The following is a 20,841-nucleotide window of genomic DNA, read 5'->3' as shown; positions in this document are numbered from 1 at the left end:
GAGGAGCGCCGGGGTTTAGGATGAGGGCATGCTCGACTTTGTCGTCGCGGGGCTAAGCGCCAACTCCGTGCCGTATGTTGAGGGCCTTGAGCTCCAACGCGCAGTCCATCGTTCCGTCGTCTCCGGGGAGAGGTCGGACACCGTCATCTTTCTCGAACATCCGAGTGTGTATACCGCCGGGAAGCGCACAGCTCCTGAGGAGCGTCCCCGAAACGGAACCCCCGTCATCGACGCGGACCGCGGTGGGAAGATCACCTGGCACGGCCCCGGGCAGCTGGTCGGGTATCCGGTTATTCGCCTCCGGGAGCCCGTCGACGTCGTCGGCTACGTGCGCCTCCTCGAGGGGATCCTCATCGACGCCCTCCTGGGCTTCGACATCGTCGGCTGCCGAATCTCGGGCCGTTCAGGAGTCTGGGTCGGCCCGGAGGGCCGGGAAGACAAAATCGCCGCCATCGGAATCCGCGTCGCGGAAGGAGTGACCATGCACGGCTTCGCCCTCAACTGCAACAACTCGCTCGAACCCTACGACCACATCATCGCCTGCGGGATCAAGGACGCCGGCGTCACCACCATCTCGAGAATGGTCGGCCACGACGTGAAACCGGCCGACCTCATCGCCCCCATCACGGCCCAGTTCGAGACCGTCTGGGCGGTGTCCGCATGAGCGCGGCGCCCGAGGGACGCAAGATGCTCCGCCTTGAGATCCGCAATATGGAAACGCCGATCGAACGTAAGCCCGCCTGGATCAAGACGGTGGCGAAGATGGGACCGGAGTACCGCAAGCTCCAAAACCTGGTGAAGGGCGAAAACCTGCACACCGTGTGCCAGGAGGCCGGCTGCCCTAACATCTTCGAATGCTGGGAAGACCGCGAGGCGACCTTCCTGATCGGCGGGTCACAGTGCACGAGGCGGTGCGACTTCTGCCAGATCGATACCGGCAAACCTGCCGAGTACGACACTGATGAGCCGCGCCGTGTCGCGGAATCCGTCGTCAAGATGAATCTGCGCTACGCCACGGTGACGGGCGTCGCCCGCGACGACCTGCCAGACGAGGGCTCCTGGCTCTACGCGGAGACCATCCGGCAGATCCATCAGCAGAGTCCCGGAACCGGCGTCGAGATTCTGGTCCCGGACTTCTCCGGCAACCCGGACCACCTCGGCGAGGTTTTCTCCGCCCAGCCCGAGGTCTTCGGCCACAATGTGGAGACCGTCCCGAGAATCTTCAAGCGAATCCGGCCGGCATTCCGCTACGAACGGTCCCTGGACGTCCTCACCCAGGGCCGCGATGCGGGACTTATCACGAAATCGAATCTGATCCTGGGCATGGGCGAGGAGCGCGCGGAGGTCAGCCAGGCCCTCCAGGACCTGCACGACGCCGGGACCGACATCATCACGATCACCCAGTATCTGCGGCCGAGCGCGCGTCATCTGCCCGTGGCCCGCTGGGTGAAGCCGGAGGAGTTCGTCGAACTCAAGGAGGAAGCCGAGGCCATCGGTTTCCTTGGTGTGCTCTCCGGCCCGCTTGTGCGCTCGTCCTATCGGGCCGGCCGGCTCTGGGCCCAGTCCATGCTGGCGACCGGTCGCGAAGTTCCGCCGCAACTGCGCCACCTGGCGGACGCATCCCTCGGGTTCGCGCAGGCGGTCTCCTGATCAAAAATCGGTCACGAGACATTCGGGTGACTGGGTAGTCTTGGAACCATGGCACGCAGCAAGGACAAGACTCCCCGCCCCCCCAAGAAGCCCGGCCGCATGAAGCAAATGTGGCAGGTGTTCCAGATGACACGCCGCTACGACAAGAAGATCGTGTTGTTCATGGTTCTCGGCTTCGTGGTGCCCGTCGCGGTCGCGCTGGGACTTGCCCTTATTCTGTCCCCCGGAAGCATCCTCAACATCGTCTTGTGGACGATTTCGGGTGTGCTCACCGGAATCCTCGTCATGCTCATCATCCTGGGCCAGCGGGCCGAGAAAGCCGCATACACGCAGATCGAGGGCCAGCCCGGCGCCGTCGGCGCGGTGCTGCGCGGTTCGCTGAAGCGCGGTTGGGTGGGAAGTGAGATGCCCGTCGCCGTCAACGGCAAGACTCAGGATGCCGTGTACCGGGCTGTCGGCCGCGGCGGCGTGGTGCTGATCAGTGAAGGGCCGCGCACCCGAACGGCCCGCATGCTCGAGGAAGAGCGCCGGATGGTGACCAGGCTCGGCGGCAGCATCGCTGTCACCATCATCAGCGTCGGCCCCGACGCCGATGCCGTGCCGCTGCACAAACTGGCCCGGCGCCTCACCCGGATCAAGCCCACCCTGACCAAGGCCGAGGTGCTCGCCGTGAACAACCGGTTGAATTCCATGACCAAGAAACTGCCGATCCCCAAGGGCGTCGACCCGATGAAGGCGCGTCCGCAGCGCGGAAACTAGGCTCTTCCCCTCGCGGCTCAGGCTAGGAGCGGATGAGCACCGTTCCCGCGACCTTGTCGTGGAAACCGCGCTGGTCCGAGTCCCAGACCAGAGCGGGGACCGCCAGCCCGAGCAGCAGGGACCGCACGACGGGGCGCCACAACCCCACCCAACCCGGCTGGAGCGGAACGACCCGGAGCCCGACCAGACGGTGGCCGATGCTGCCGCCAATGGTCGGGATGAACACGATCTGGAGCCCCACGAAAATGGCGGTCACAGCGAAGCCGTTGACCACGCCGCTCGTGCTGAAGAACAGTGCCGCCGCCCCGTAGGCCAGGGCCCAGTCCAACGCGAGGGCGCCGATCCTGCGGCCGACGCGCCCCACGGAACGGGTTCCCTCGTTCGGCAGGCCGAGGCGCTCCCCCGGCCAACGGCTCGGTGGAAGTTGTCCAAAAGTGGTCGAATTCGAGGCTGCGGCAGACACGGGCTGAGTCTACCGATCGGGCCCCGCTGTAACATGTGTGAAACATAAGCGTCACTGCCGGGTAATGGCATCCCAGTAGCCTCGAAGAAGCCGCAGCGCGCGACTTACACGTTCTATGCCCACGTCATTTGGAGAAAAAACCGCATGTTCCGCGATTCGTCAGAAGTGCTCAAGTTCATCAAAGACACGGACGTCAAGTTCCTTGACATCCGTTTCACCGATTTGCCGGGTGTTCAGCAGCACTTCAACATCCCCGCGTCGACCGTCGATGAGGAGTTCTTCACGGTCGGGCAGATGTTCGACGGTTCGTCGATCCGCGGTTTCGCGTCGATCCACGAATCCGACATGCAGCTGATCCCGGACGTGACCACGGCCTACATCGACGCGTTCCGCACCGAGCGCACCCTCATCATGCTTTTCGACATCTACAACCCGCGCAACGGCGAGATCTATTCGAAGGACCCGCGTCAGGTTGCCAAGAAGGCCGAGAAGTACCTGGCTTCGACCGGGATCGCGGACACCGCATTCTTCGCTCCGGAGGCCGAGTTCTACATCTTCGACGATGTTCGCTACGAAGTGAACCAGCACTCCAGCTTCTACTCCGTGGACTCCAGCGAGGGTGCCTGGAACTCGGGCAAGGAAGAGGTCGGCGGGAACCTCGCCAACAAGACGCCTTTTAAGGGCGGCTACTTCCCCGTCAGCCCGGTCGACCAGCACGCCGACCTGCGCGACGACATCTGCCTCAAGCTGATTGACGCCGGACTCATCCTGGAACGCAGCCACCACGAGGTCGGCACCGGCGGCCAGGGCGAGATCAACTACCGCTTCGACACCATGGTGCACGCAGCCGACGATCTGCTCAAGTTCAAGTACATCGTCAAGAACACCTCGGCCGAGTGGGGAAAGACGGCCACCTTCATGCCGAAGCCTCTGTTCGGCGACAACGGCTCCGGCATGCACACGCACCAGTCACTGTGGGCCGACGGCAAGCCCCTTTTCTACGACGAGTCCGGCTACGGCGGACTGTCCGACGTCGCCCGCTGGTACATCGGCGGTCTGCTCAAGCACGCACCGGCCGTACTCGCCTTCACAAACCCGAGCGTCAACTCCTACCACCGTCTGGTGCCGGGGTTCGAAGCTCCCGTCAACCTCGTCTACTCGGCGGGTAACCGCTCGGCGTCCATCCGGATCCCGATCACGGGCACCAACCCGAAGGCGAAGCGCATCGAGTTCCGCGCTCCCGATGCCTCGGGCAACCCATACCTCGCCTTCGCCGCCCAGCTGATGGCCGGCCTCGACGGCATCAAGAACCGGATCGAACCGCACGAGCCGGTCGACAAGGACCTCTACGAGCTGCCGCCCGAAGAGGCCAAGAACATCCCGCAGGTTCCCGCATCGCTCGGCGAGGCCCTCGTAGCCCTCGAGAACGACCACGACTTCCTGCTTGCCGGTAACGTCTTCACGCCCGAACTGATCGAAACCTGGATCGACTACAAGCGTGAGATGGAAATCAAGCCGCTCGCGCAGCGTCCGCACCCGTTCGAGTTCGAGCTCTACTACGGCGTCTAGACCGTAGCCCCGGCAACCGGCTGGGTATAGGCAGGAGGACCTCATCCCCTCGGGGATGCGGTCCTCCTGTCTGTACCGGACCTACCCGCCGAAGGGGCCGGTGCGCTCCACCGGCCCGTAGAACAGGCGCTCGAACACCGCGCGGGCGCGGCGGGTCACCGAGAGGTATTCCTCCTCGAGCTGGTTGGCAGAGCCCGGCGGGTATTCCATCACCCGGGCGACGCCCTCGAGCTGCACGCGGTCGGTCGGGAGGACATCCGCGGTCTTGTTGGTCCAGAGGGTGATCGCGGACCGGCAGCGGGACGCGAAGAGCCACGCGGTGGTGAGAGTTTCGGCATCCGTCTCGTTGACCAGGCCCGCGGCGACGGCCGCGCGGAGGGCGCCGAGCGTCGACGAGGTACGCAGCTCGGCGATGTCGGCCGCATGCTGCAGCTGAAGCAGCTGCACGAACCACTCCACGTCGCTCAGCGACCCTCGGCCGAGCTTGAGGTGCCGGTTGGGATCGGCGCCCTGCGGCAGCCGTTCGTTTTCGACTCTGGCCTTGATCCGCTTGACCTCACGGATCGCCTGTTCGCTGATCGATGACGGATACCGCACCTCGTCGGCGACGGCCTCGAAGTCGGCCAGGAGCCGGGCGTCGCCGGCGACTCCTCTCCCCCGCAACAGCGCCTGTGCCTCCCAGGTGAGCGACCAACGCCGATAGTAGGCCTCGTAGGACTCGAGGGACCTGGCAACGGAACCGTTCTTCCCCTCAGGGCGCAGCCCGATGTCCAGGTCCAGAGGCAGGCGGTTGTCATCGGTGAGCCGCGACAATTCCTTGACGATGAACTTCGCCCGGTCGTGGGCTGCCTCGCCGGTGAGGGTGCCCGGGCGAAAGACGTACATCACGTCGGCATCCGAGCCGAACCCCAGTTCCGAGCCGCCGAACCGGCCCATGCCGATCACGGCGAATTCGATCCCGTCGGCGTCCTGACCGTCTTCGGCACCGTCGAGCGTGGTGCCACGGATGGCGGCGAGCACCCCCTCGATGATGGTGGCGGTGACGTCGGTGAGCCCCGTCGCCAGCTCGTCGATGCTGACCTGGCCCAGGATCGCCGAGAACGCCAGCCGCAGCATTTCGCGGCGCCGGGCCGTGCGCAGGATCGAGGCGGCCGCCTCCGGGCTCTCGTGCCGTGCCAGCACGGCGCGGGCCTCCTCACGGAGGGTGGCCGCGCTGCGGGGCCGCAGGTCGTCCTCGTCTTCCAGCCAGGCCACGGATTCGGGAATCGTCTCCAGGAGCTCGCCGACGAAACGGGATGAGGACAGCACCCGGGTGAGTCGCTCGGCGGCCCCGGATGAGTCGCGGAGCATGCGCAGGAACCAGTAGGTCGTACCGAGACTGTCGCTCAGGCGCCGGAACGCGAGCAGCCCGTAGTCGGGGTCGGGTCCCTCGGAGAACCATTGCAGCAGCACAGGCAGTAGATTGCGCTGAATCGTCGCCCGTCGGGACACCCCGCCGGTGAGGGCCGCGATGTGACCGAGGGCGCCCTTGGTATTGCGGAATCCGATGGCGGCCAGCCGGGCCTCGGCCTGGGCGCTGGTGAGGCCCAGCCCGTCCGCGGGAAGCGCGGCCACCGCCGACAGGAGAGGGCGGTAGAACAGGCGCTCATGCAGGCCGCGCACCCGGTGCTTGGTGTTCAGCCACCGGACGCTCAGCTGGGCGGCGTTCGGGGCGAGCCCGGTCGCCCGGGCGAGGACGCGCAGGCTCGACTCGTCGCGCGGGACAAGGTGGGTGCGCCGGAGCTTCTCCAGCTGCAGGCGGTGCTCCATCAGCCTCAGGATGCGGTACTCCTGAGCGAACTCGGCCGCTTCAGCGCGCCCGACATATCCGCTCTCGGCCAGCGCGGTCAGCGCTGGCAGGGTGCCGGCCTGCCGAACCGCCGGATCCGCCTGACCGTGCACGAGCTGCAGAAGCTGCACGGTGAACTCGATGTCGCGGAGGCCGCCGGGGCCGAGCTTCAGCTGCACGGCGACTTCGTCCTCCGGAATGTTCTTGGTGACGCGCTCGCGCATCCGCTGCACGGACTCGACGAAATTCTCCCGGCTGGCACTGGTCCACACCTTCGGGGACACCGCCGCCACATACCGGCCCCCGAGCTCGAGGTCGCCCGCCAGCGGTCTGGCCTTCAGCAGCGCCTGGAACTCCCAGCTCTTCGCCCAACGGTCGTAGTAGGCCAGGTGAGACTCAAGGGATCGCACCAGGGCGCCGGACTTGCCCTCGGGACGGAGGTTCGGGTCCACTTCCCAGAGCTCGGGTTCGACGGCGGGCTGATTCAGGCCCCGCATCAGCAGGATCGCGAGCCGGGTGGCGATATCGACCGCGCGCGGCGCTTCCAGGCCGGCGGCCGGGTCACCCTCGGCGACGAAGATCACGTCGACATCACTGACGTAGTTCAGTTCGCCGGCGCCGGCCTTGCCCATGCCGATCACCGCGAGCCGGGTGGCGCGCACCTCTTCCTCCGGGAATACGCCTCGCCCCGCGACCAAACCGGTGGACATGCTCCGCGCGACGGCTAAGGAGGCCTCCAGCGCGGCGGCCGCCAGGTCGGCGAGCGTGCGGGCGACGGCGTCCAGGCCCGCGACCGGGTCGGCCTGCTCGAGGTCGTAGGCGGCCAGCTGCGCCAGGCGGCGCCGGTAGCGCACCCGCAGGGCGACCCAGCCCTCATCGTCGACGAGGCTGGCGAACCCGTCCCGGGTACCGACCGCATCCAGCAGGTCCTCGATCAGTTCCGGCAGGTCGGGAAGGGTCGTGAGCGGCTGGGCGAGAACCGTCAATTCCTCCGGATGACGCAGGAAGAACTCGGTCAGTCCGCTCGACGCGCCGACGACCCGCAGCAGCCGCTGGGTCTGCTCCGGGTGCAGCAACAACGCCCGCACCTCGTGCGGTGCCTGGCGCAGCAGCGAAACGAGGGCCGCGAGGGCGGCATCCGGGTTGGCAGTCTTGCCGAGCAGCGGCAGCAGTGCGGCCGATTCGGGTCCGCCCAGGTCACCGACCTCGTCCAGCCGAAAACGCACCTCTCGTAGCTCGACGAAGCCTACCCGGGCGAGCTCGGTCAGGGTCAGCTGTTCCCGTGCCATCGGGTCTCGTCTCCCGCTGTTAGAGCATCTCGAGGTTCTTGTCGAGCTCGAAGGGAGTGACCTGCGAGCGGTACTCCTTCCACTCCTGGCGCTTGTTGAGCAGCACATAGTTGAACACGTGCTCGCCCAGCGTCTCGGCGACCAACTCGGACTCCTCCATGTACTGGATCGCGTGGTCCAGGCTCGCTGGAAGCTGACGGTAGCCCAGGGCGCGCCGCTCGGTGTCGCTCAGGCCCCACACATTGTCCTCGGCCTCGGGGGGAAGCTCGTAGCCCTCTTCGATTCCCTTGAGCCCGGCGGCCAGCATGAGGGAGTACGCGAGGTACGGATTCGCTGCCGAGTCGATGGCCCGGTACTCGACGCGGGCGCTCTGCCCCTTATTAGGCTTGTAGAGTGGCACCCGGATCAGGGCGGACCGGTTGTTGTGACCCCAGCACACAAAGCTGGGGGCTTCGTCCCCGCCCCACAGGCGCTTGTAGGAGTTCACGAACTGGTTCGTGACGGCGGTGATCTCCGGGGCATGCTTGAGCAGCCCGGCGATGAACTGGCGGCCGGTCTTGGAGAGCTGGTATTGCGCGCCCGCCTCGAAGAACGCGTTGGTGTCGCCCTCGAACAGGGACAGGTGCGTGTGCATTCCTGACCCGGGGTGCTCCGACATCGGCTTCGGCATGAACGTCGCGTAGACGCCCTGCTCGATGGCCACTTCCTTGATGACCGTGCGGAAGGTCATGATGTTATCCGCCGTGGTCAGCGCATCCGCGTACCGCAGGTCGATCTCGTTCTGACCGGGACCTGCCTCGTGGTGGCTGAATTCCACCGAAATTCCAAGGTCTTCGAGCATCCGCACCGACCGGCGGCGGAAGTCGTGGGCTGTGCCGCCGGGAACGTTGTCGAAGTAGCCGGCGTGGTCCACCGGCACGGGGCCGTTCTTGCCATACTTGGACGACTTGAGCAGGTAGAACTCAATTTCGGGGTGGGTGTAGAACGTGAAACCGCGGTCGGCTGCCTTGGCCAGCGTGCGCTTAAGCACATTTCGCGGATCGGCGACGGCCGGCTGACCGTCCGGCGTCATGATGTCGCAGAACATGCGGGCGGTCGGGTCGATCTCACCGCGCCAGGGCAGGATCTGGAACGTGGTCGGGTCCGGGTGCGCGAGCACATCCGCCTCGAACGACCGGGTGAGACCCTCGATCGCCGAACCGTCGAAACCGAGACCCTCGGCGAATGCGCCCTCAACCTCCGCGGGTGCGATGGCCACCGATTTGAGGGTGCCGACGACATCCGTGAACCAGAGTCGGATGAACTTGATTCCCCGCTCCTCGATGGTCCGAAGAACGAAGTCGCGCTGCTTGTCCATTCACGCCCTTTCTTGTCGCTCCCTAGGCTACTGTCTGGCGCCGGCTCTCGGGCGAAACCGGCCGCCGATCGGCCTGAACGCGCCCTGACTACACTTGAGGCATGCCAGAGTCGACCGTTCCGGATGAACCCCAGCCCGTCAGCGAGCTGAATCCCTTCGTTTCCGTGCAGTCCGGACCCAAACGGGTGCGCACGCGCCATTTTCACAACGCCAAGCAGCAGGGCATCCCGATAACGGGGCTCACCAGCTACGACATGCTCACGGCCCAGATCTTCGATCAGGCCGGCATCGACTTCCTGCTCGTGGGCGATTCGGCCGGTAACAACGTGTTCGGCTACGAGACCACCCTTCCGGTGACGGTCGACGAACTCATCCCGCTCACCCGGGCCGTCGCGCGCGCCGTGACCCGCGCACTCGTCGTCGCGGACATGCCCTTCGGTTCGTACGAGACTGGCCAGAGCGAGGCCCTGCACACCGCCGTGCGTTTCATGAAGGAAGCGCAGGCCCACGCGGTCAAGCTTGAAGGCGGGGTTCGCAGCCACAAGCAGATCAAGCGCATCGTGTCATCGGGGATCCCCGTCATGGGGCATGTCGGCTTCACCCCTCAGAGCGAGCACGGGCTGGGCGGACACATGATCCAGGGCCGCGGCGAGGCCGCGGAACAGCTGATCGAAGACGCCCTCGCGGTGCAGGACGCCGGCGCCTTCGCGGTCGTGCTCGAGATGGTCCCGGCGACGGTCGCGGCACTGGTCACCGCACGGCTCGACATCCCCACGATCGGGGTGGGTGCTGGGCCCGACGTGGACGGCCAGCTGTTGGTATGGACGGATTTCGCCGGCATGACCGAGGGGCGGGTGCCCCGATTCGTTCGGCAGTACGCCAACCTGCGCGGCGTGCTGACGGATGCTGTGCACCGGTTCAAGGACGACGTCGGCTCCGGCGCGTACCCCGGGCCGGAACACAGCTACGAGTAAAACTCGCCGCTCGCGGGACTAGCGGTCGTTCTCGGCCTCTTCCGCGGCCCATTTGGCGCTGTTCGCGCGCAGCTTCTCCAGCGCGTGGACGGCCTCCTCCCGGGTGGCGAACGGCCCGACGCGGTCCGTGGAGGGGGACTGCATCCCCTGTTCGACCGCGCCCGTGCGCATGTTGTACCAGAACTGATGATCGGTGCCTTCGGACATAAGCTTGATCCTATGCCTAAGGATTCTGTTGGTCACCTCCTCCCGGGCGCGGTTTCTCCGCTCCGCTCCGTTCCCCGCCACATCGTGCGCCCGGAGTACGTCGGCAAGGGGATGCCCTCGCCCTACACAGGATCGAATCTGTACTCCTCCGAGCGCATCGAGCTGATCCGGGAATCAGGCCGGATTGCGGCCGGGGCCATCGAAGCGGTCGCACAGGCCATCCGCCCCGGCGTGACGACAGAGGAACTCGACCGGATCGGCCACGAGTTCATGATCGAGCGTGACGCCTACCCGTCGACGCTCGGCTATCGGGGGTTTCCCAAATCACTGTGCAGTTCCGTGAACGAGGTCATCTGCCACGGCATCCCGGACGACACCGTTCTTGAGAACGGCGACATCGTCAACATAGACATCACCGCCTACAAAAACGGTGTGCACGGCGATACGAACGCCACCTTCATCGTCGGCGAGGCACGGGACGAGGTCAGGCTTCTCGTCGAACGCACCCGGGAGGCTCTCGCCCGCGGTATCAGGGCCGTCGCTCCCGGACGCCAGGTGAACGTGATCGGCCGCGCCATCGAGTCCTACGCCAAGAGGTTCGGCTACGGGGTCGTTCGGGACTTCACCGGACACGGCGTCGGCGAGGCCTTCCACTCCGGCCTCATCATCCCGCACTACGACTCCGCTCCCGTCTACGACACCGTAATGGAGGTCGGCATGGTCTTCACGATCGAACCGATGCTCACCCTGGGCGGGACCGACTGGGACATGTGGGCGGATGACTGGACCGTGACGACCCGGGACAAGAGCATCACCGCCCAGTTCGAGCACACCCTCGTGGTGACCGACCGCGGCGCCGAGATCCTCACCCTCTCCTGACAACCGGTAGGTTTTGACTATGAGTTCAACCATGGCCATCGGCATTGACATTGGCGGCACCGGGATCAAGGGAGCGGTGGTCGATCTGTCCACCGGCAAGCTCCTGTCCGATCGTGTGAAGCTTCCCACGCCTAAAGGCGGCCGACCAGCCGACATCATCGAAACGACCAGGACCCTCCTGACAACCGTTTCCGCCGAGGAGGGTGCCGGCGCGCTGCCGGTGGGCATCTGCTTCCCCGCCGTCGTCAAGAACGGCCACACCATGTCGGCCGCCAACGTCTCGGACAAGTGGATCGGCCTCTCCGCCGAGAATCTCTTCCAGAAGGGTCTCGGCCAGCCCATTCACTTCGTGAACGACGCGGATGCCGCCGGCTACGCGGAGGCGCAGTTCGGCGCTGCGAAGGGGGTGAAGGGAGTGGTCATCATGACGACCCTCGGCACCGGAATCGGAACCGCACTGCTCAACGACGGTTTGCTGGTGCCGAACACCGAACTCGGCCATCTGCAGATCGAGGGCGTCGACTACGAAACCAAGGCCGCGTACTCCGCCAAGGAGCGGGAGAACCTGAGCTGGGAAAAATGGGCCGGTCGGCTGCAGAAGTACTACTCGACCTTGGAAGCACTGTTCTCGCCGGACCTCTTCATCGTTGGCGGCGGCGTGTCCAAGCACCACCAGGACTTCCTGCCCCTTCTGCGACTGAAGACAGCCATCATCCCGGCCGTGCATCGCAACAACGCGGGAATCCTCGGGGCCGCCGCACTCGCCGTCAAGCATCAGGACTGACCTGCCCGGGGCGGCAGAGCACCCCGGCGCAGAACCCGGCGGCCGGAAGGTGGAATGGGCCGGCTATTACGCCGGGTTCTGTCCCGATGCCGTAGCACCCTGGACGGCCATCTATCTCGGGACTACGTTGCCGCAGCCCTCTAGCGGTCTACCCGGAAACTCGGCGAGCCGCCTTGGCGTTTCCTGTCTGACCTTGCTCCGGACGAGGTTTACCTAGCCGACCAGGTCACCCTGGCCTCTGGTGGTCTCTTACACCACCGTTTCACCCTTACCACCGGCCGAAACCGGAGGCGGTCTACTTTCTGTGGCACTGTCTCGCGGGTTACCCCGGGTGGGCGTTACCCACCATCCTGCTCTGCGGAGCCCGGACGTTCCTCGGCATCCGCTGACCCGAAGGTAGCGGATGACGCGACCGTCTTGCCGACCCATTCCACAGTCCAGAATACAGGCCGCCGGCGGGGCCCGGCTCCACCTAGATCCCGGACTCCTCCGTGCGAACCAGGATCGCCCCGCAGTCCGGGCAGAACAGGACCTCGTCGGCCGGCGAGGAACGCACGGCATCGAGGTCGCTGCCGGTGAGCGTCATCGTGCAGCCGCTGCAGGTGCGCGCCCGCAACAGGGCGGCAGCGTTGCCCCGCCCCGTCACGAAGCGCTTCTCGTACAGCGTGGCGAGGTCCTCGGCGACGCTGCCGGCGACGGCGGCCCGGTCCCGGCGGAGTTCGCCGAGCTGCCGGTTCAGATCGGCGAGGCTTTCGTTGCGCGCCTGCTCGGCGTCGTGGATCCGGAGCGCGATCGCGTCCCGCTCCGCCTCCACCGCGGAGACGGTCGCATCGCTCTCCTCGAGCCGTTCCATCACCGCGATCTCGATCTCCTCGAGCGCCAGGAGGCGCTTGCGCAGCGCCGCAAGCTCCGTCTCCAAAGCCTGCACGTCTTTCACCGAGGAAGTGTGCTGAACCCGGTCGGTGTCCCGCGCGATGCGCTTCTCGACCACTTCGACGTCGGATTCGATCCGCGCCAGCTCGGTGCGCACGTCATCACGTTCGCCGACGCGGGTGCCGAAGGCCATCCGAGTGGTGTCGAACAACGTGGTGAGTTCCCGGATCTCGGCGTGCTGGGGCAGGGCCTTCGTCTGATGCTCGACCTGCTGCAGCCGGATGTCGAGGGCCTGAAGCCGGAGAAGCTCTTTCTGTTCTACTGGGGATGCCTTCACGATGTCCTGACCTTTGCGAATAGAAATATGAACGAGCGTTGGGGGTGGATCCGAACTTCATCGGCAGGCTACTGCACGATCGCGAAGTCCCAGGGATCCGTGCGCAGGGAACTGCTGGTGATGCGCACACCGGGCAGAAGAGCCCGCAGCTGTTCGGCGGCCGGCTCGATCCAGAGCCATTCACTGGCCCAGTGCGACACGTCGATCAGGGCAGGGGTGCCCCCCGACAGCCCGGACTGCTCACGGGCCTCCGACGCCGGGTGGTGACGGAGGTCGGAGGTGATATAGACGTCGGACGCCTGCACGGCGGGATGAGGGAGAAGGGAATCGCCTGCACCACCGCAGAGCGAGACGGTTTTGACGACACTGCCGTACTCCCCCGAGACCCGGACGCCGGTGGCGGTCGCCGGCAGGAGCTGGGCGAGCCGGTGGGCCAGTTGGCCCAGGGTGGTCGGGTGCGCGAGCCGGCCGACCCGGCCGATTCCCGTTCCCGCCGCGGCGCCCGCCGTGATGGGGGTTGCGTCAATGAGGCCGAGTCGGGTGGCGAGGATGTCCGAGACGCCGTCTACGACGACATCCGCGTTGGTGTGGGCCGCAAGGAGAGCGCAATTCGCTCGGATCAGACGACCGATCAGGGCGCCCTTGTAACGGTCTTCGGCGACCGACGTGACGCCGCGCAGCAGGAGCGGATGGTGCACCAGGAGCAGGTCTGCGTCATGTCCGACCGCCTCGTCCACGGTTGCGGAGACGGCGTCCACGGCCAGGTGGATCGATTCGACGGGCTGGCCGGGGTTGCCGCAGACCAGACCCGGGGCGTCCCAGACTTCGGCACCGGACAACGGCCACAGTTCATAGATGATCCGACTGACATCGGCGAGTGAGACGGGCACCTCGTCAGCCTACCGGTGACGAGGCGGTGCGCCCTCCTGACGACGGTTGACCGGAATTCCGAGGAACTGCAAGCGCGGTCACCGCCACCAGAACCAGCCCGAGCCCGGCCCAGCCGGACGGTGGCAACCGCTCGCCGACGATCAGGACCGCCAGCAGCGTAGCCACGAGAGGTTCGACCAGGGTGAGGCTGGTCGCCGTGCTGCCGCAGACCGTGCGCGGGCCGCGGCCGAAGAGCAGATAGGCGGCGAACATGGGCCCGATCGCGCGAGCAGCCCGAGCAGAACGCCCAGAGGAGCGGACCCGGCGGCCTGGTCCGACTGCCGGCCGGTGATCAGCAGAATCGTGCCGAGCAGAGCCACCAGTGTGCACAGTGTCCAGAGCCGTGTGACTGCCCTTGGTCGCCAGCGGGCTGGCGCTGACGGGCAGGAAGTGCGCGGCCGTGCCCGTCGTTCCCCAGAGCAGCGCAGCCAGAAAGATGGGGGCCACGCTGAGCCGGCTCGTGACGGTTCGCGGCGGCGTCACCATCCGAGAGTGCCGGGAGCCCCCTTGAACGGTCCGACGACCCGGGAGGTGATCCAGCCGCCGTAGAAGTCGCCCGGCTGAGGCAGCACCGCTTCCCCGTTCACGGTAACGAGGTCCATCCGTCCGGGGTACAGCGCGACGCGGTTCGCCAGATCCTCGAAGCCCCGCGTCGGCGACGGGTAGTACCACCCGGCCGCCTCCTCCACACGCCCCGGGGTGACCACGCTCAGGTACGACGCCTCGCCCTTGTACTCGCAGTACGATCGGCCGGTCACCGGTTCGAGGCTCCCCGCCCGGAACGCGGAGCGCGGCAGGTAGTAGACCGGCGGATGGCTGGTCTCGAGCACCCGGACGGCATCGTCGGTGTCGACCAGGACCAGGCCACCGAGGGTGACGACGACCCGGTCGGCACTCGTCTCCACGCGAGGCGGTCGCGGGTAATCCCAGACCGATTCCTGGCCGGGTCCGGGCACAACCCGGTTAGTGCGAAACGGCTTCATCCGGCCAGCGTACCGGGAGCGGCCGGGTGAATTCGAACATTGGACGAACCCTCCTGGCGCTGCAACTCCACCCCGAAGACGGCGGCCTGGGTGCGGCGCTCCATGCCGAGTTTGCTGAGCACCCCCGACACATAGTTCTTCACCGTCTTCTCCGCCAGGTCAAGGTGCTCGCCGATCTGGCGGTTGGTGAGGCCCCGGGAGATCAGATCGAGGACTTGCCGTTCCCGCGTCGTCAGCGCGCGGGCGGCAGGGTCGCCTCGGTCCAGCCCCAACGAGGTTGCCACCCGGCCGGCCAGCAGCGGGGTGAGCAGCGACTCCCCCCCTGCCACACGCCGGATTCCCTGCACCAGGCGATCACCGCGGATGTCCTTCAAGACATAGCCGGACGCCCCAGCCAGGACGGCGGCGCGGCTGGCCATGTCGTCGTCGAACGCCGTGAGCATCAGGCACCGGATGCCGGGATCCCTCCCCCGGATGTCCCGGCAGGCGTCGATGCCGCTTCCGTCGGGCAGCCTCACGTCAAGGACCACGACGTCCGGCCGGGTGGCGGCGACCCTCGCCACGGCCTGCCGCCTCGTTGCCGCCTCCCCCACCACTTCCAGGTCAGCTTCGGCGTTGATCAGGGCAGCCAGGCCGATACGGACGACGTCGTGGTCGTCGACCACGAACACGCGCGTCATCGGGAAGTCTCTGCGGAAGCGTCGCTCACGCGCGCCGTCCAACGCAGTTCGGCACCGCGCGGCGCCCGGTCGCGCAGCGACACCATCCCCTGCCAGCGTTCGGCTCTGACCGCCAGATTAGCGACGCCGCTGCGCCGACTTGCGCCGGTCAGACCGACGCCGGTGTCGCCGATCTCGACCGTGAGGATGTGCGCTGCGACCGAGACGCGCACTTCAGCCTCCCGGGTTCCGGAGTGCCGGACCACGTTGGTCAGCCCCTCGCGCACGACCGCCACGACATCATCAGCCAGCGAGGTGGAAACGAGCAGATCGATCGCCCCGGAGAACACCACCCGCGGCGGGTGCGCAAAGAGAGGTCCGACCTCGTCGAGCAGGTCGACGATGCTGCGGCGAAGCCCGTGCCGGTCGGGGTCCGCCTGCGTCGACAGCCCGAAGATCGCGGTGCGGAGGTCGGCGATGACCGCGTCGAGCGCTCCCACCTGGTCGGCCAGCCGCCGCCCGAACACCGGGTCGGCGGTCATCCCGCCGAGGGCGCGCACGGCGAGCCCGACAGCGAAGACCCGCTGAATGACCCGGTCGTGCAGCTCACGTGCGATCCGGTCGCGATCGGTGAGCACCGCCAGACGCGCCCGGTCCGTGCTGCTCCGCTCGAGGTGGCGGCCCGCATATGCCAGTCGGGCGAAATCGACGGCCGAATCGAGGTCCACGGCAGTGAACGGGGGCGCCCCGCTGGGCCGGGAGGCCGTGAGCACCACTGCGGACGGGCCGGTTTCCCCGGCTTTGCCCAGCGGGACCACCAGGGTCGACCCGAGTATCAGGAGCGACTCGGGGCCCGCAGCCTCGCGCTCTTCCCGGCCGACAAGGACCGGCCGGCCGGTGGCCATCGCCCGGCCGCACAGGCTCCCCGCTACGGGGAAGGCCAGGCCGTCCAACGGTCGAATGGCGCTGCCATGAGCCGCGTGGACGACAAAACCGTCCCCCACTCCCGAATCAACACCAGGCGGCCCGATGACGCAGACTAGGTCCGCATCCGCAGCCGACGCGAAGATGTCTGCCAGCAACATCAGTGGGTCACCCGTTCGCTCACCCCGCAAACCCTCGATGAAATCGGCGGATGCGGCCACCCACCGCGACCGGCGCGGGAGGGGCAGGTGCGCCGGCAGGTCGATCACTGTCTCCGAGCGAGCCTCGGGACGTTCGTTCAGGGTGACCGGGATAGTTTCGTGGGGCATGACCGAGGACCGCCTCTCGTCTGGTAGCGGGGATACTACCCGCACGGGACCTTCGGCCCTGTCCCGGTCCGGCAGGCACTGCGATCATAACCTGGGGCGGACTGTCCGGTGCGATTCCACCCCAGAGCAGGAGTCACACCCATGGTTGAAAAAGTGATCGTCGCCATTGACGGTGGGGCCGCGAGCAAGGCGGCCCTGGAGTGGGCCCTCGACCGGGTCGTGACGCTCGAACGGATGCAGGGCACGCCCGTGCAACTCGAACTCACCACAGTGGTGGAGCTGGGCTGGTACCCCGCTGAGGGATCGGACTATTCCAGTCAGCCTGCCTACGAGCGCCCGCTCGCGGAAGCCCTTCGACGGGTCGAACAGGTGGCACCCTCCTGCCGGAAGACGAGCTACATCCGCCATGGCGTCCCGGTCGATGAGCTGGCGCGGGCATCGGCGACCGCCGACCTTCTGGTCATCGGCACGAACAAGACCGGTGTTCTCGCCGGGACGGTCTTCGGCACCCTTCCCCTTCGCCTCGCGGCCCACGCCCGTTGCCCTGTCGTCGTCGTCCCCGTCAACTGGCAGGCACGTGGCGGCCACATCGTCGTGGGCATGGAGAACGACGTCACGGCCCTGGTCGCCGTTGACTTCGCGGCCCGCGAAGCCGAGCGTTACAAACTCCCTCTCGATATCGTCCACGCCTGGACCATTCCCGCGACCGTGGCCGTCGAATACGGTGCCGTCCTGCCCTACGAGGAGATACGGGACGCCCACGCGCGCATCCAGTCGGGGGCAACGAGGAGGGTTCGCGACGCGCATCCGGCGCTGCATATCGCCGAGGTTCTGAAACAGGGCACCGCGGCATCCGTGCTCGTGAATGCCTCCCAAACGGCGTCCCTCGTCGTCGTCGGCACACACGGCCGGGGTGCCGTCGGCAGCCTCTTTCTCGGTTCGGTCAGCCACGACGTGCTGATGAACCTGCCGTGCCCGGTCGCTGTGGTCCCCCGCCCGGCCGGTGAACGCGCCGAGTCCCGACCGGACTCCACGGAAGGTGTGAAGAAGCGGTGAACACCTCCTACATCGGATTCGACGGGTCGCCCGTGGTCCTGGTGCACGTCGTCGACGATGAGTGGGGGCTGCTGGGTCCCGACTACGCGCGGGAGGCCGAGCGCCGGGCGAGCAGTCTGCTCACGCAGGAGATCACCGCGGCGAAGACGCATCCCGGGCTGGACATCGGCGCGCTCGTCCTGCACGGGTCTCCCGCTTGGACGCTCGCCGCGGTGCCGACATCCGACGATGTTTTGGTCGTCGGAACCCACAAGACCGGTTCCCTGAGCGGACGCGTGCTCGGCTCGCGCAGCGTTCAGATCGCCGCGGCGGCCGGCTGCACCGTCGCCGCGGTGCCGGAATCGACCACAGACAGCCGAAGCGGAGTCGTCGTGGATGTCGACCGTTTCGAGGGATCCACCTCGGCCGTCATTATCGGCGCCCAGGAGGCGCGCCGCCTTGGCCACGAACTCATCCTCGTGCATGCGCCCTCGACTTTGCGTGCGGAGCCCAGAGCTCGCGACTGCCGCGACCCCCGGCGCGTTCGTGAATCCCCGGCTGGTGCACCGGCCGCCGGCCGAAGCTCTGCTCGATGTCGGCAGCGAGGCTGCCATACCGTGCTCAGAGTTTCACATCCGAGGCCCGTGACCCAGTCGGTGATCGATTCAGTCACCCACGACGTCCTGATGAACATCAACGTGCCTGTGCTGATCGCCCGGTCCGACTGACACCCTCCGATTCGCACGCTCCGATGCGAGCGCTGTGGATAACTTAGACGGGTTCGCTGATCGGTCCGGTCTCGGTGCCGGCGACCCTGATCACGGCGACTGGGCAGGGCATGGTCAAAACGATCACATGACTGACCGAACCCAGCCAGAAGCGAGCGAACCCGTGGCGACCGTGGCTGCCCACAACGAGAAGCCGCGCACCGGTCGCCGCCGACACAAGTGCGTCCACCGGCAACCCGAGGTCGAGCCGCAGGTCGAGCACCAGGTCCGGATAGCGTTCGGCCAGTCCCACCACCGCTTCGGAGAGGACCAGGCGGTCCGCCTCATCGGGCACCATCGGCCAGTCGATCATGGCGCGCTCTTCGGTCCAAGGGGCCGGCGCACTCCAGCAGTACAGCGCCGTCAACCGCTCGCCCGGGCGGTCCGCCTGATCCGCGGCGAATGTCACAGCGGCGAGGGATGCCTCGGAACCGTCCACCCCGACGACGACGCCGGTGCCGCGCTGTTCCTCCCGCTCGGGCACGACGACGACGGAACCGGCGGCGTAAGCCGCGATCTGCGCGGCTTGGGTGCTGAAGACATAGTCCCGAAACCGGACCAGGGCGTGCGAGCCCACGACGAGGAGTTGCGCGCCGACGGCCCAGTCGGTGAGGGCCCCGGTGGGCGAGCCCTCGAGGACCGTCGTGCGAAAAGTCAGGTCAGGAGCGACACTGCGGGCCTCCTCACCCTCACGGGCGAGCAGCAGTTCGGCCTGCTCGCGGGCCGAGTGCAGAAACCCGGCTGGGGTCGTGCCGAAGGTCGCGTCGACGACGTGCACCAACTCGATCTCCAGGCTCCGGGGACGCGCATAGTCGAGCGCCCACTGGAGCGCAGCCCGAGCCGGCGGCCGACCGCTGACGCCCACTACAACACGGTTGTCCACGACGACCTCCTCCGCTCCCCGTCACAGCGGGCAGAACGGGGTCTACGATGTCGCGCGCCGATCCGACAGAACAGGGCCGAAAGTCCCGGCGTCGGTCAGGACGTCAGTAGTCGAACTCGTCGAACTGTGGCGAATCCAGCCCGTCGCCCGTCCACGAGGCTCGGCCCGAGGCCGTGCCGACCAGGGCCTTATGGCGGAGAGTGTCCACCGTCTCCGGCTCCAACAGCTCTGACCGTGCGGAACCGGCAGTAACGCAGACCAATCGGCCGGATCCGCCGATCAGGATCTGGATGCGACCCAGCAGGCCCGTCTCTTTGACGATCGGGATGTCGACGACATCGACCTGGGGACGGAGACTCAACGCCTCGGCATAGTGCATGACGGCATCCGCAAGGTCATCGCCCGTGATGACCGATCCGCCGGGGTGAAATAGACGCTTCATGGTAGACCCCTGATTGTTCACGAAATGGACATGTGCAGCCAAGGTCTGGGGCATGTTCCGATTCTAGACCGTGCGGGGTTTACAGGTCGAGAGTTCGGTTCACAACCTGTTCGGCAACCTCGACCAGCCACTGGCCGTTGTCGCGGGCATATTGACGCAGGGTCGCGAAGGCCTCTTCCATGTCGACGGTGTGGGTGAAAGCGACGACGCCCTTGGCCTGCTCGATCAGAACGCGGCGACTGAGCGCGCGTTGCAGCTACGCCCGAGCCACGCCGCTCTCCCTGATGGCGCGTTCCTGAAGAATGCCGATGGTGGCGGTGTCGGCCAGCGCCTGGACCGTGCGCAGGTCCCCCGCTCCCAGACCGCCGAGGCGATCCCAGAAGACATTGAGCGATCCGATGGTCGTCGCTCGCAGCCGCAGGGGGACCGAATGCATCGACTTGAAGCCAAGTTCGAGCGCTCCCGCCCGGAACCGTGGCCACGCCGGGGCGAGGACATCGAGGTCGGGAATGGCCACGGGTAGCCGGTCGTGTAGCACTCGACGCACGGCCCATTGCCGGCCCGCAGCTGCGATATTTCAATCAGGCGACTTCGTTCGTCGGTTGAGGCCACGACCTCGAGATCGTTGTCGTTGTAGGCGGAGAGGATGATCCCGACCGCGGACGCCCCGAAGAGTGTGGCGCAGGTCTCTACGAGTGTGTGCAGCAGGTCGACGACGTCGTACCCGACGACAAGCGGGTCGGCCAGCGTGACGAAGGTCTCAACCAACTGACCTTCACGTGTTCTGGTCACCATAATTCCATCCCAATACCGGCTCTCCTGCTGCTTCTGTGGGTTAAACCCGGCCGGGGAGCACTGGTTTGTGGCCGCCGAGGCTGAGCATGGCCAGGGCGATGAGGGCGTCGGGTGATTTGAAGCCG

At 66.8% G+C, this 20,841-nt stretch carries 23 protein-coding genes and 1 other RNA gene; 9 read left to right on the top strand and 15 right to left on the bottom strand.

What is annotated here, in order from left to right; all coding sequences use genetic code 11:
* Positions 1–28: 28 nt before the first annotated feature.
* The 3 genes from lipB to E3O47_RS00965 are packed head-to-tail and all read left to right on the top strand — an operon-like array spanning position 29 to position 2,409.
* Positions 29–664 carry a lipoyl(octanoyl) transferase LipB gene (gene lipB, locus E3O47_RS00975; protein ID WP_104101969.1) on the top strand — a complete coding sequence of 212 codons (636 nt, stop codon included), beginning with the start codon at positions 29–31 and terminating at the stop codon, positions 662–664.
* Positions 661–1,650, top strand: a complete 990-nt coding sequence (gene lipA, locus E3O47_RS00970) for a lipoyl synthase (protein ID WP_104101966.1) — start codon at positions 661–663, stop codon at positions 1,648–1,650. Before lipB ends, lipA begins: the two co-directional genes overlap by 4 nt.
* Positions 1,651–1,698: 48 nt before the next feature.
* Positions 1,699–2,409: a DUF4191 domain-containing protein gene (locus E3O47_RS00965; RefSeq protein WP_134419331.1), complete on the top strand. Its 711-nt coding sequence runs from the start codon at positions 1,699–1,701 to the stop codon at positions 2,407–2,409.
* Positions 2,410–2,431: 22 nt separating this feature from the next.
* Here E3O47_RS00965 and E3O47_RS00960 read toward each other — a convergent pair whose 3' ends face one another.
* Positions 2,432–2,872 carry an RDD family protein gene (locus tag E3O47_RS00960; protein ID WP_104101960.1) on the bottom strand — a complete coding sequence of 147 codons (441 nt, stop codon included), beginning with the start codon at positions 2,870–2,872 and terminating at the stop codon, positions 2,432–2,434.
* A 144-nt stretch (positions 2,873–3,016) separates the two neighbouring features.
* Here E3O47_RS00960 and glnA point away from each other — a divergent pair, with 144 nt between their 5' ends.
* Positions 3,017–4,441 (top strand): type I glutamate--ammonia ligase, encoded by a 1,425-nt coding sequence (glnA, locus tag E3O47_RS00955; protein WP_104101957.1) that lies wholly within the window; start codon positions 3,017–3,019, stop codon positions 4,439–4,441.
* An 81-nt stretch (positions 4,442–4,522) separates the two neighbouring features.
* Here glnA and E3O47_RS00950 read toward each other — a convergent pair whose 3' ends face one another.
* Entirely contained in the window at positions 4,523–7,558 is a 3,036-nt protein-coding gene (locus E3O47_RS00950; RefSeq protein WP_134401670.1) for a bifunctional [glutamine synthetase] adenylyltransferase/[glutamine synthetase]-adenylyl-L-tyrosine phosphorylase, read from the bottom strand.
* Positions 7,559–7,577: 19 nt separating this feature from the next.
* The gene (locus E3O47_RS00945; protein WP_104101951.1) at positions 7,578–8,915 is read right to left on the bottom strand and encodes a glutamine synthetase family protein; all 1,338 of its coding nucleotides are present in this window, start codon (positions 8,913–8,915) and stop codon (positions 7,578–7,580) included.
* A 101-nt stretch (positions 8,916–9,016) separates the two neighbouring features.
* Here E3O47_RS00945 and panB point away from each other — a divergent pair, with 101 nt between their 5' ends.
* Positions 9,017–9,889 carry a 3-methyl-2-oxobutanoate hydroxymethyltransferase gene (gene panB / locus E3O47_RS00940; RefSeq protein WP_134419330.1) on the top strand — a complete coding sequence of 291 codons (873 nt, stop codon included), beginning with the start codon at positions 9,017–9,019 and terminating at the stop codon, positions 9,887–9,889.
* An 18-nt stretch (positions 9,890–9,907) separates the two neighbouring features.
* Here panB and E3O47_RS00935 read toward each other — a convergent pair whose 3' ends face one another.
* Complete coding sequence (locus E3O47_RS00935; RefSeq protein ID WP_134419329.1) at positions 9,908–10,096, bottom strand: SPOR domain-containing protein; 189 nt, start codon at positions 10,094–10,096, stop codon at positions 9,908–9,910.
* A gap of 12 nt (positions 10,097–10,108) precedes the next feature.
* Here E3O47_RS00935 and map point away from each other — a divergent pair, with 12 nt between their 5' ends.
* The gene (map, locus tag E3O47_RS00930; protein WP_134342908.1) at positions 10,109–10,975 is read left to right on the top strand and encodes a type I methionyl aminopeptidase; all 867 of its coding nucleotides are present in this window, start codon (positions 10,109–10,111) and stop codon (positions 10,973–10,975) included.
* 19 nt (positions 10,976–10,994) lie between these two features.
* Complete coding sequence (gene ppgK, locus E3O47_RS00925) at positions 10,995–11,759, top strand: polyphosphate--glucose phosphotransferase (RefSeq protein ID WP_134419328.1); 765 nt, start codon at positions 10,995–10,997, stop codon at positions 11,757–11,759.
* Between the two features lie 51 nt (positions 11,760–11,810).
* Here the strand turns inward: ppgK and rnpB are convergent.
* The 7 genes from rnpB to E3O47_RS00890 form a co-directional block, all read right to left on the bottom strand.
* An RNA gene (gene rnpB / locus E3O47_RS00920) (RNase P RNA component class A) lies at positions 11,811–12,187 on the bottom strand.
* A gap of 44 nt (positions 12,188–12,231) precedes the next feature.
* Positions 12,232–12,969, bottom strand: a complete 738-nt coding sequence (locus E3O47_RS00915) for a C4-type zinc ribbon domain-containing protein (RefSeq protein ID WP_104101937.1) — start codon at positions 12,967–12,969, stop codon at positions 12,232–12,234.
* Between the two features lie 68 nt (positions 12,970–13,037).
* Complete coding sequence (locus E3O47_RS00910) at positions 13,038–13,859, bottom strand: Nif3-like dinuclear metal center hexameric protein (protein ID WP_134419327.1); 822 nt, start codon at positions 13,857–13,859, stop codon at positions 13,038–13,040.
* 4 nt (positions 13,860–13,863) lie between these two features.
* Complete coding sequence (locus E3O47_RS00905) at positions 13,864–14,382, bottom strand: DMT family transporter (RefSeq protein ID WP_241972947.1); 519 nt, start codon at positions 14,380–14,382, stop codon at positions 13,864–13,866.
* Complete coding sequence (locus E3O47_RS00900) at positions 14,379–14,882, bottom strand: DUF427 domain-containing protein (protein ID WP_104101929.1); 504 nt, start codon at positions 14,880–14,882, stop codon at positions 14,379–14,381. The genes E3O47_RS00905 and E3O47_RS00900 overlap by 4 nt, the downstream gene beginning before the upstream one ends.
* The gene (locus E3O47_RS00895) at positions 14,879–15,562 is read right to left on the bottom strand and encodes a response regulator transcription factor (RefSeq protein WP_104101926.1); all 684 of its coding nucleotides are present in this window, start codon (positions 15,560–15,562) and stop codon (positions 14,879–14,881) included. Before E3O47_RS00895 ends, E3O47_RS00900 begins: the two co-directional genes overlap by 4 nt.
* The gene (locus tag E3O47_RS00890; RefSeq protein ID WP_134419326.1) at positions 15,559–16,794 is read right to left on the bottom strand and encodes a histidine kinase; all 1,236 of its coding nucleotides are present in this window, start codon (positions 16,792–16,794) and stop codon (positions 15,559–15,561) included. Before E3O47_RS00890 ends, E3O47_RS00895 begins: the two co-directional genes overlap by 4 nt.
* A gap of 141 nt (positions 16,795–16,935) precedes the next feature.
* Between E3O47_RS00890 and E3O47_RS00885 the strand changes: the two genes are divergently transcribed.
* Both E3O47_RS00885 and E3O47_RS00880 read left to right on the top strand, forming a co-directional pair.
* Positions 16,936–17,850, top strand: a complete 915-nt coding sequence (locus tag E3O47_RS00885) for a universal stress protein (RefSeq protein WP_104101921.1) — start codon at positions 16,936–16,938, stop codon at positions 17,848–17,850.
* Positions 17,847–18,557, top strand: a complete 711-nt coding sequence (locus E3O47_RS00880) for a universal stress protein (RefSeq protein ID WP_134419324.1) — start codon at positions 17,847–17,849, stop codon at positions 18,555–18,557. The genes E3O47_RS00885 and E3O47_RS00880 overlap by 4 nt, the downstream gene beginning before the upstream one ends.
* A gap of 43 nt (positions 18,558–18,600) precedes the next feature.
* Here the strand turns inward: E3O47_RS00880 and E3O47_RS00875 are convergent, their stop codons facing one another.
* From E3O47_RS00875 to E3O47_RS16335, 4 genes are all read right to left on the bottom strand, one after another.
* Positions 18,601–19,479, bottom strand: a complete 879-nt coding sequence (locus E3O47_RS00875) for a universal stress protein (protein ID WP_134419323.1) — start codon at positions 19,477–19,479, stop codon at positions 18,601–18,603.
* Between the two features lie 103 nt (positions 19,480–19,582).
* Positions 19,583–19,921 (bottom strand): hypothetical protein, encoded by a 339-nt coding sequence (locus E3O47_RS00870; protein ID WP_134342915.1) that lies wholly within the window; start codon positions 19,919–19,921, stop codon positions 19,583–19,585.
* Between the two features lie 79 nt (positions 19,922–20,000).
* Positions 20,001–20,147 carry an ANTAR domain-containing protein gene (locus E3O47_RS16340; RefSeq protein WP_233191471.1) on the bottom strand — a complete coding sequence of 49 codons (147 nt, stop codon included), beginning with the start codon at positions 20,145–20,147 and terminating at the stop codon, positions 20,001–20,003.
* Between the two features lie 30 nt (positions 20,148–20,177).
* Positions 20,178–20,438: a GAF domain-containing protein gene (locus E3O47_RS16335; protein ID WP_241986036.1), complete on the bottom strand. Its 261-nt coding sequence runs from the start codon at positions 20,436–20,438 to the stop codon at positions 20,178–20,180.
* Between the last annotated feature and the right edge of the window lie 403 nt (positions 20,439–20,841).

It is taken from the genome of Cryobacterium sp. TMT2-17-1 (assembly GCF_004402765.1).
In the GTDB taxonomy this organism is placed as follows: domain Bacteria; phylum Actinomycetota; class Actinomycetes; order Actinomycetales; family Microbacteriaceae; genus Cryobacterium; species Cryobacterium sandaracinum.
The sequence above is the reverse complement of the archived record's forward strand: the minus strand, read 5'-3'. Positions and strand labels throughout refer to the sequence as shown.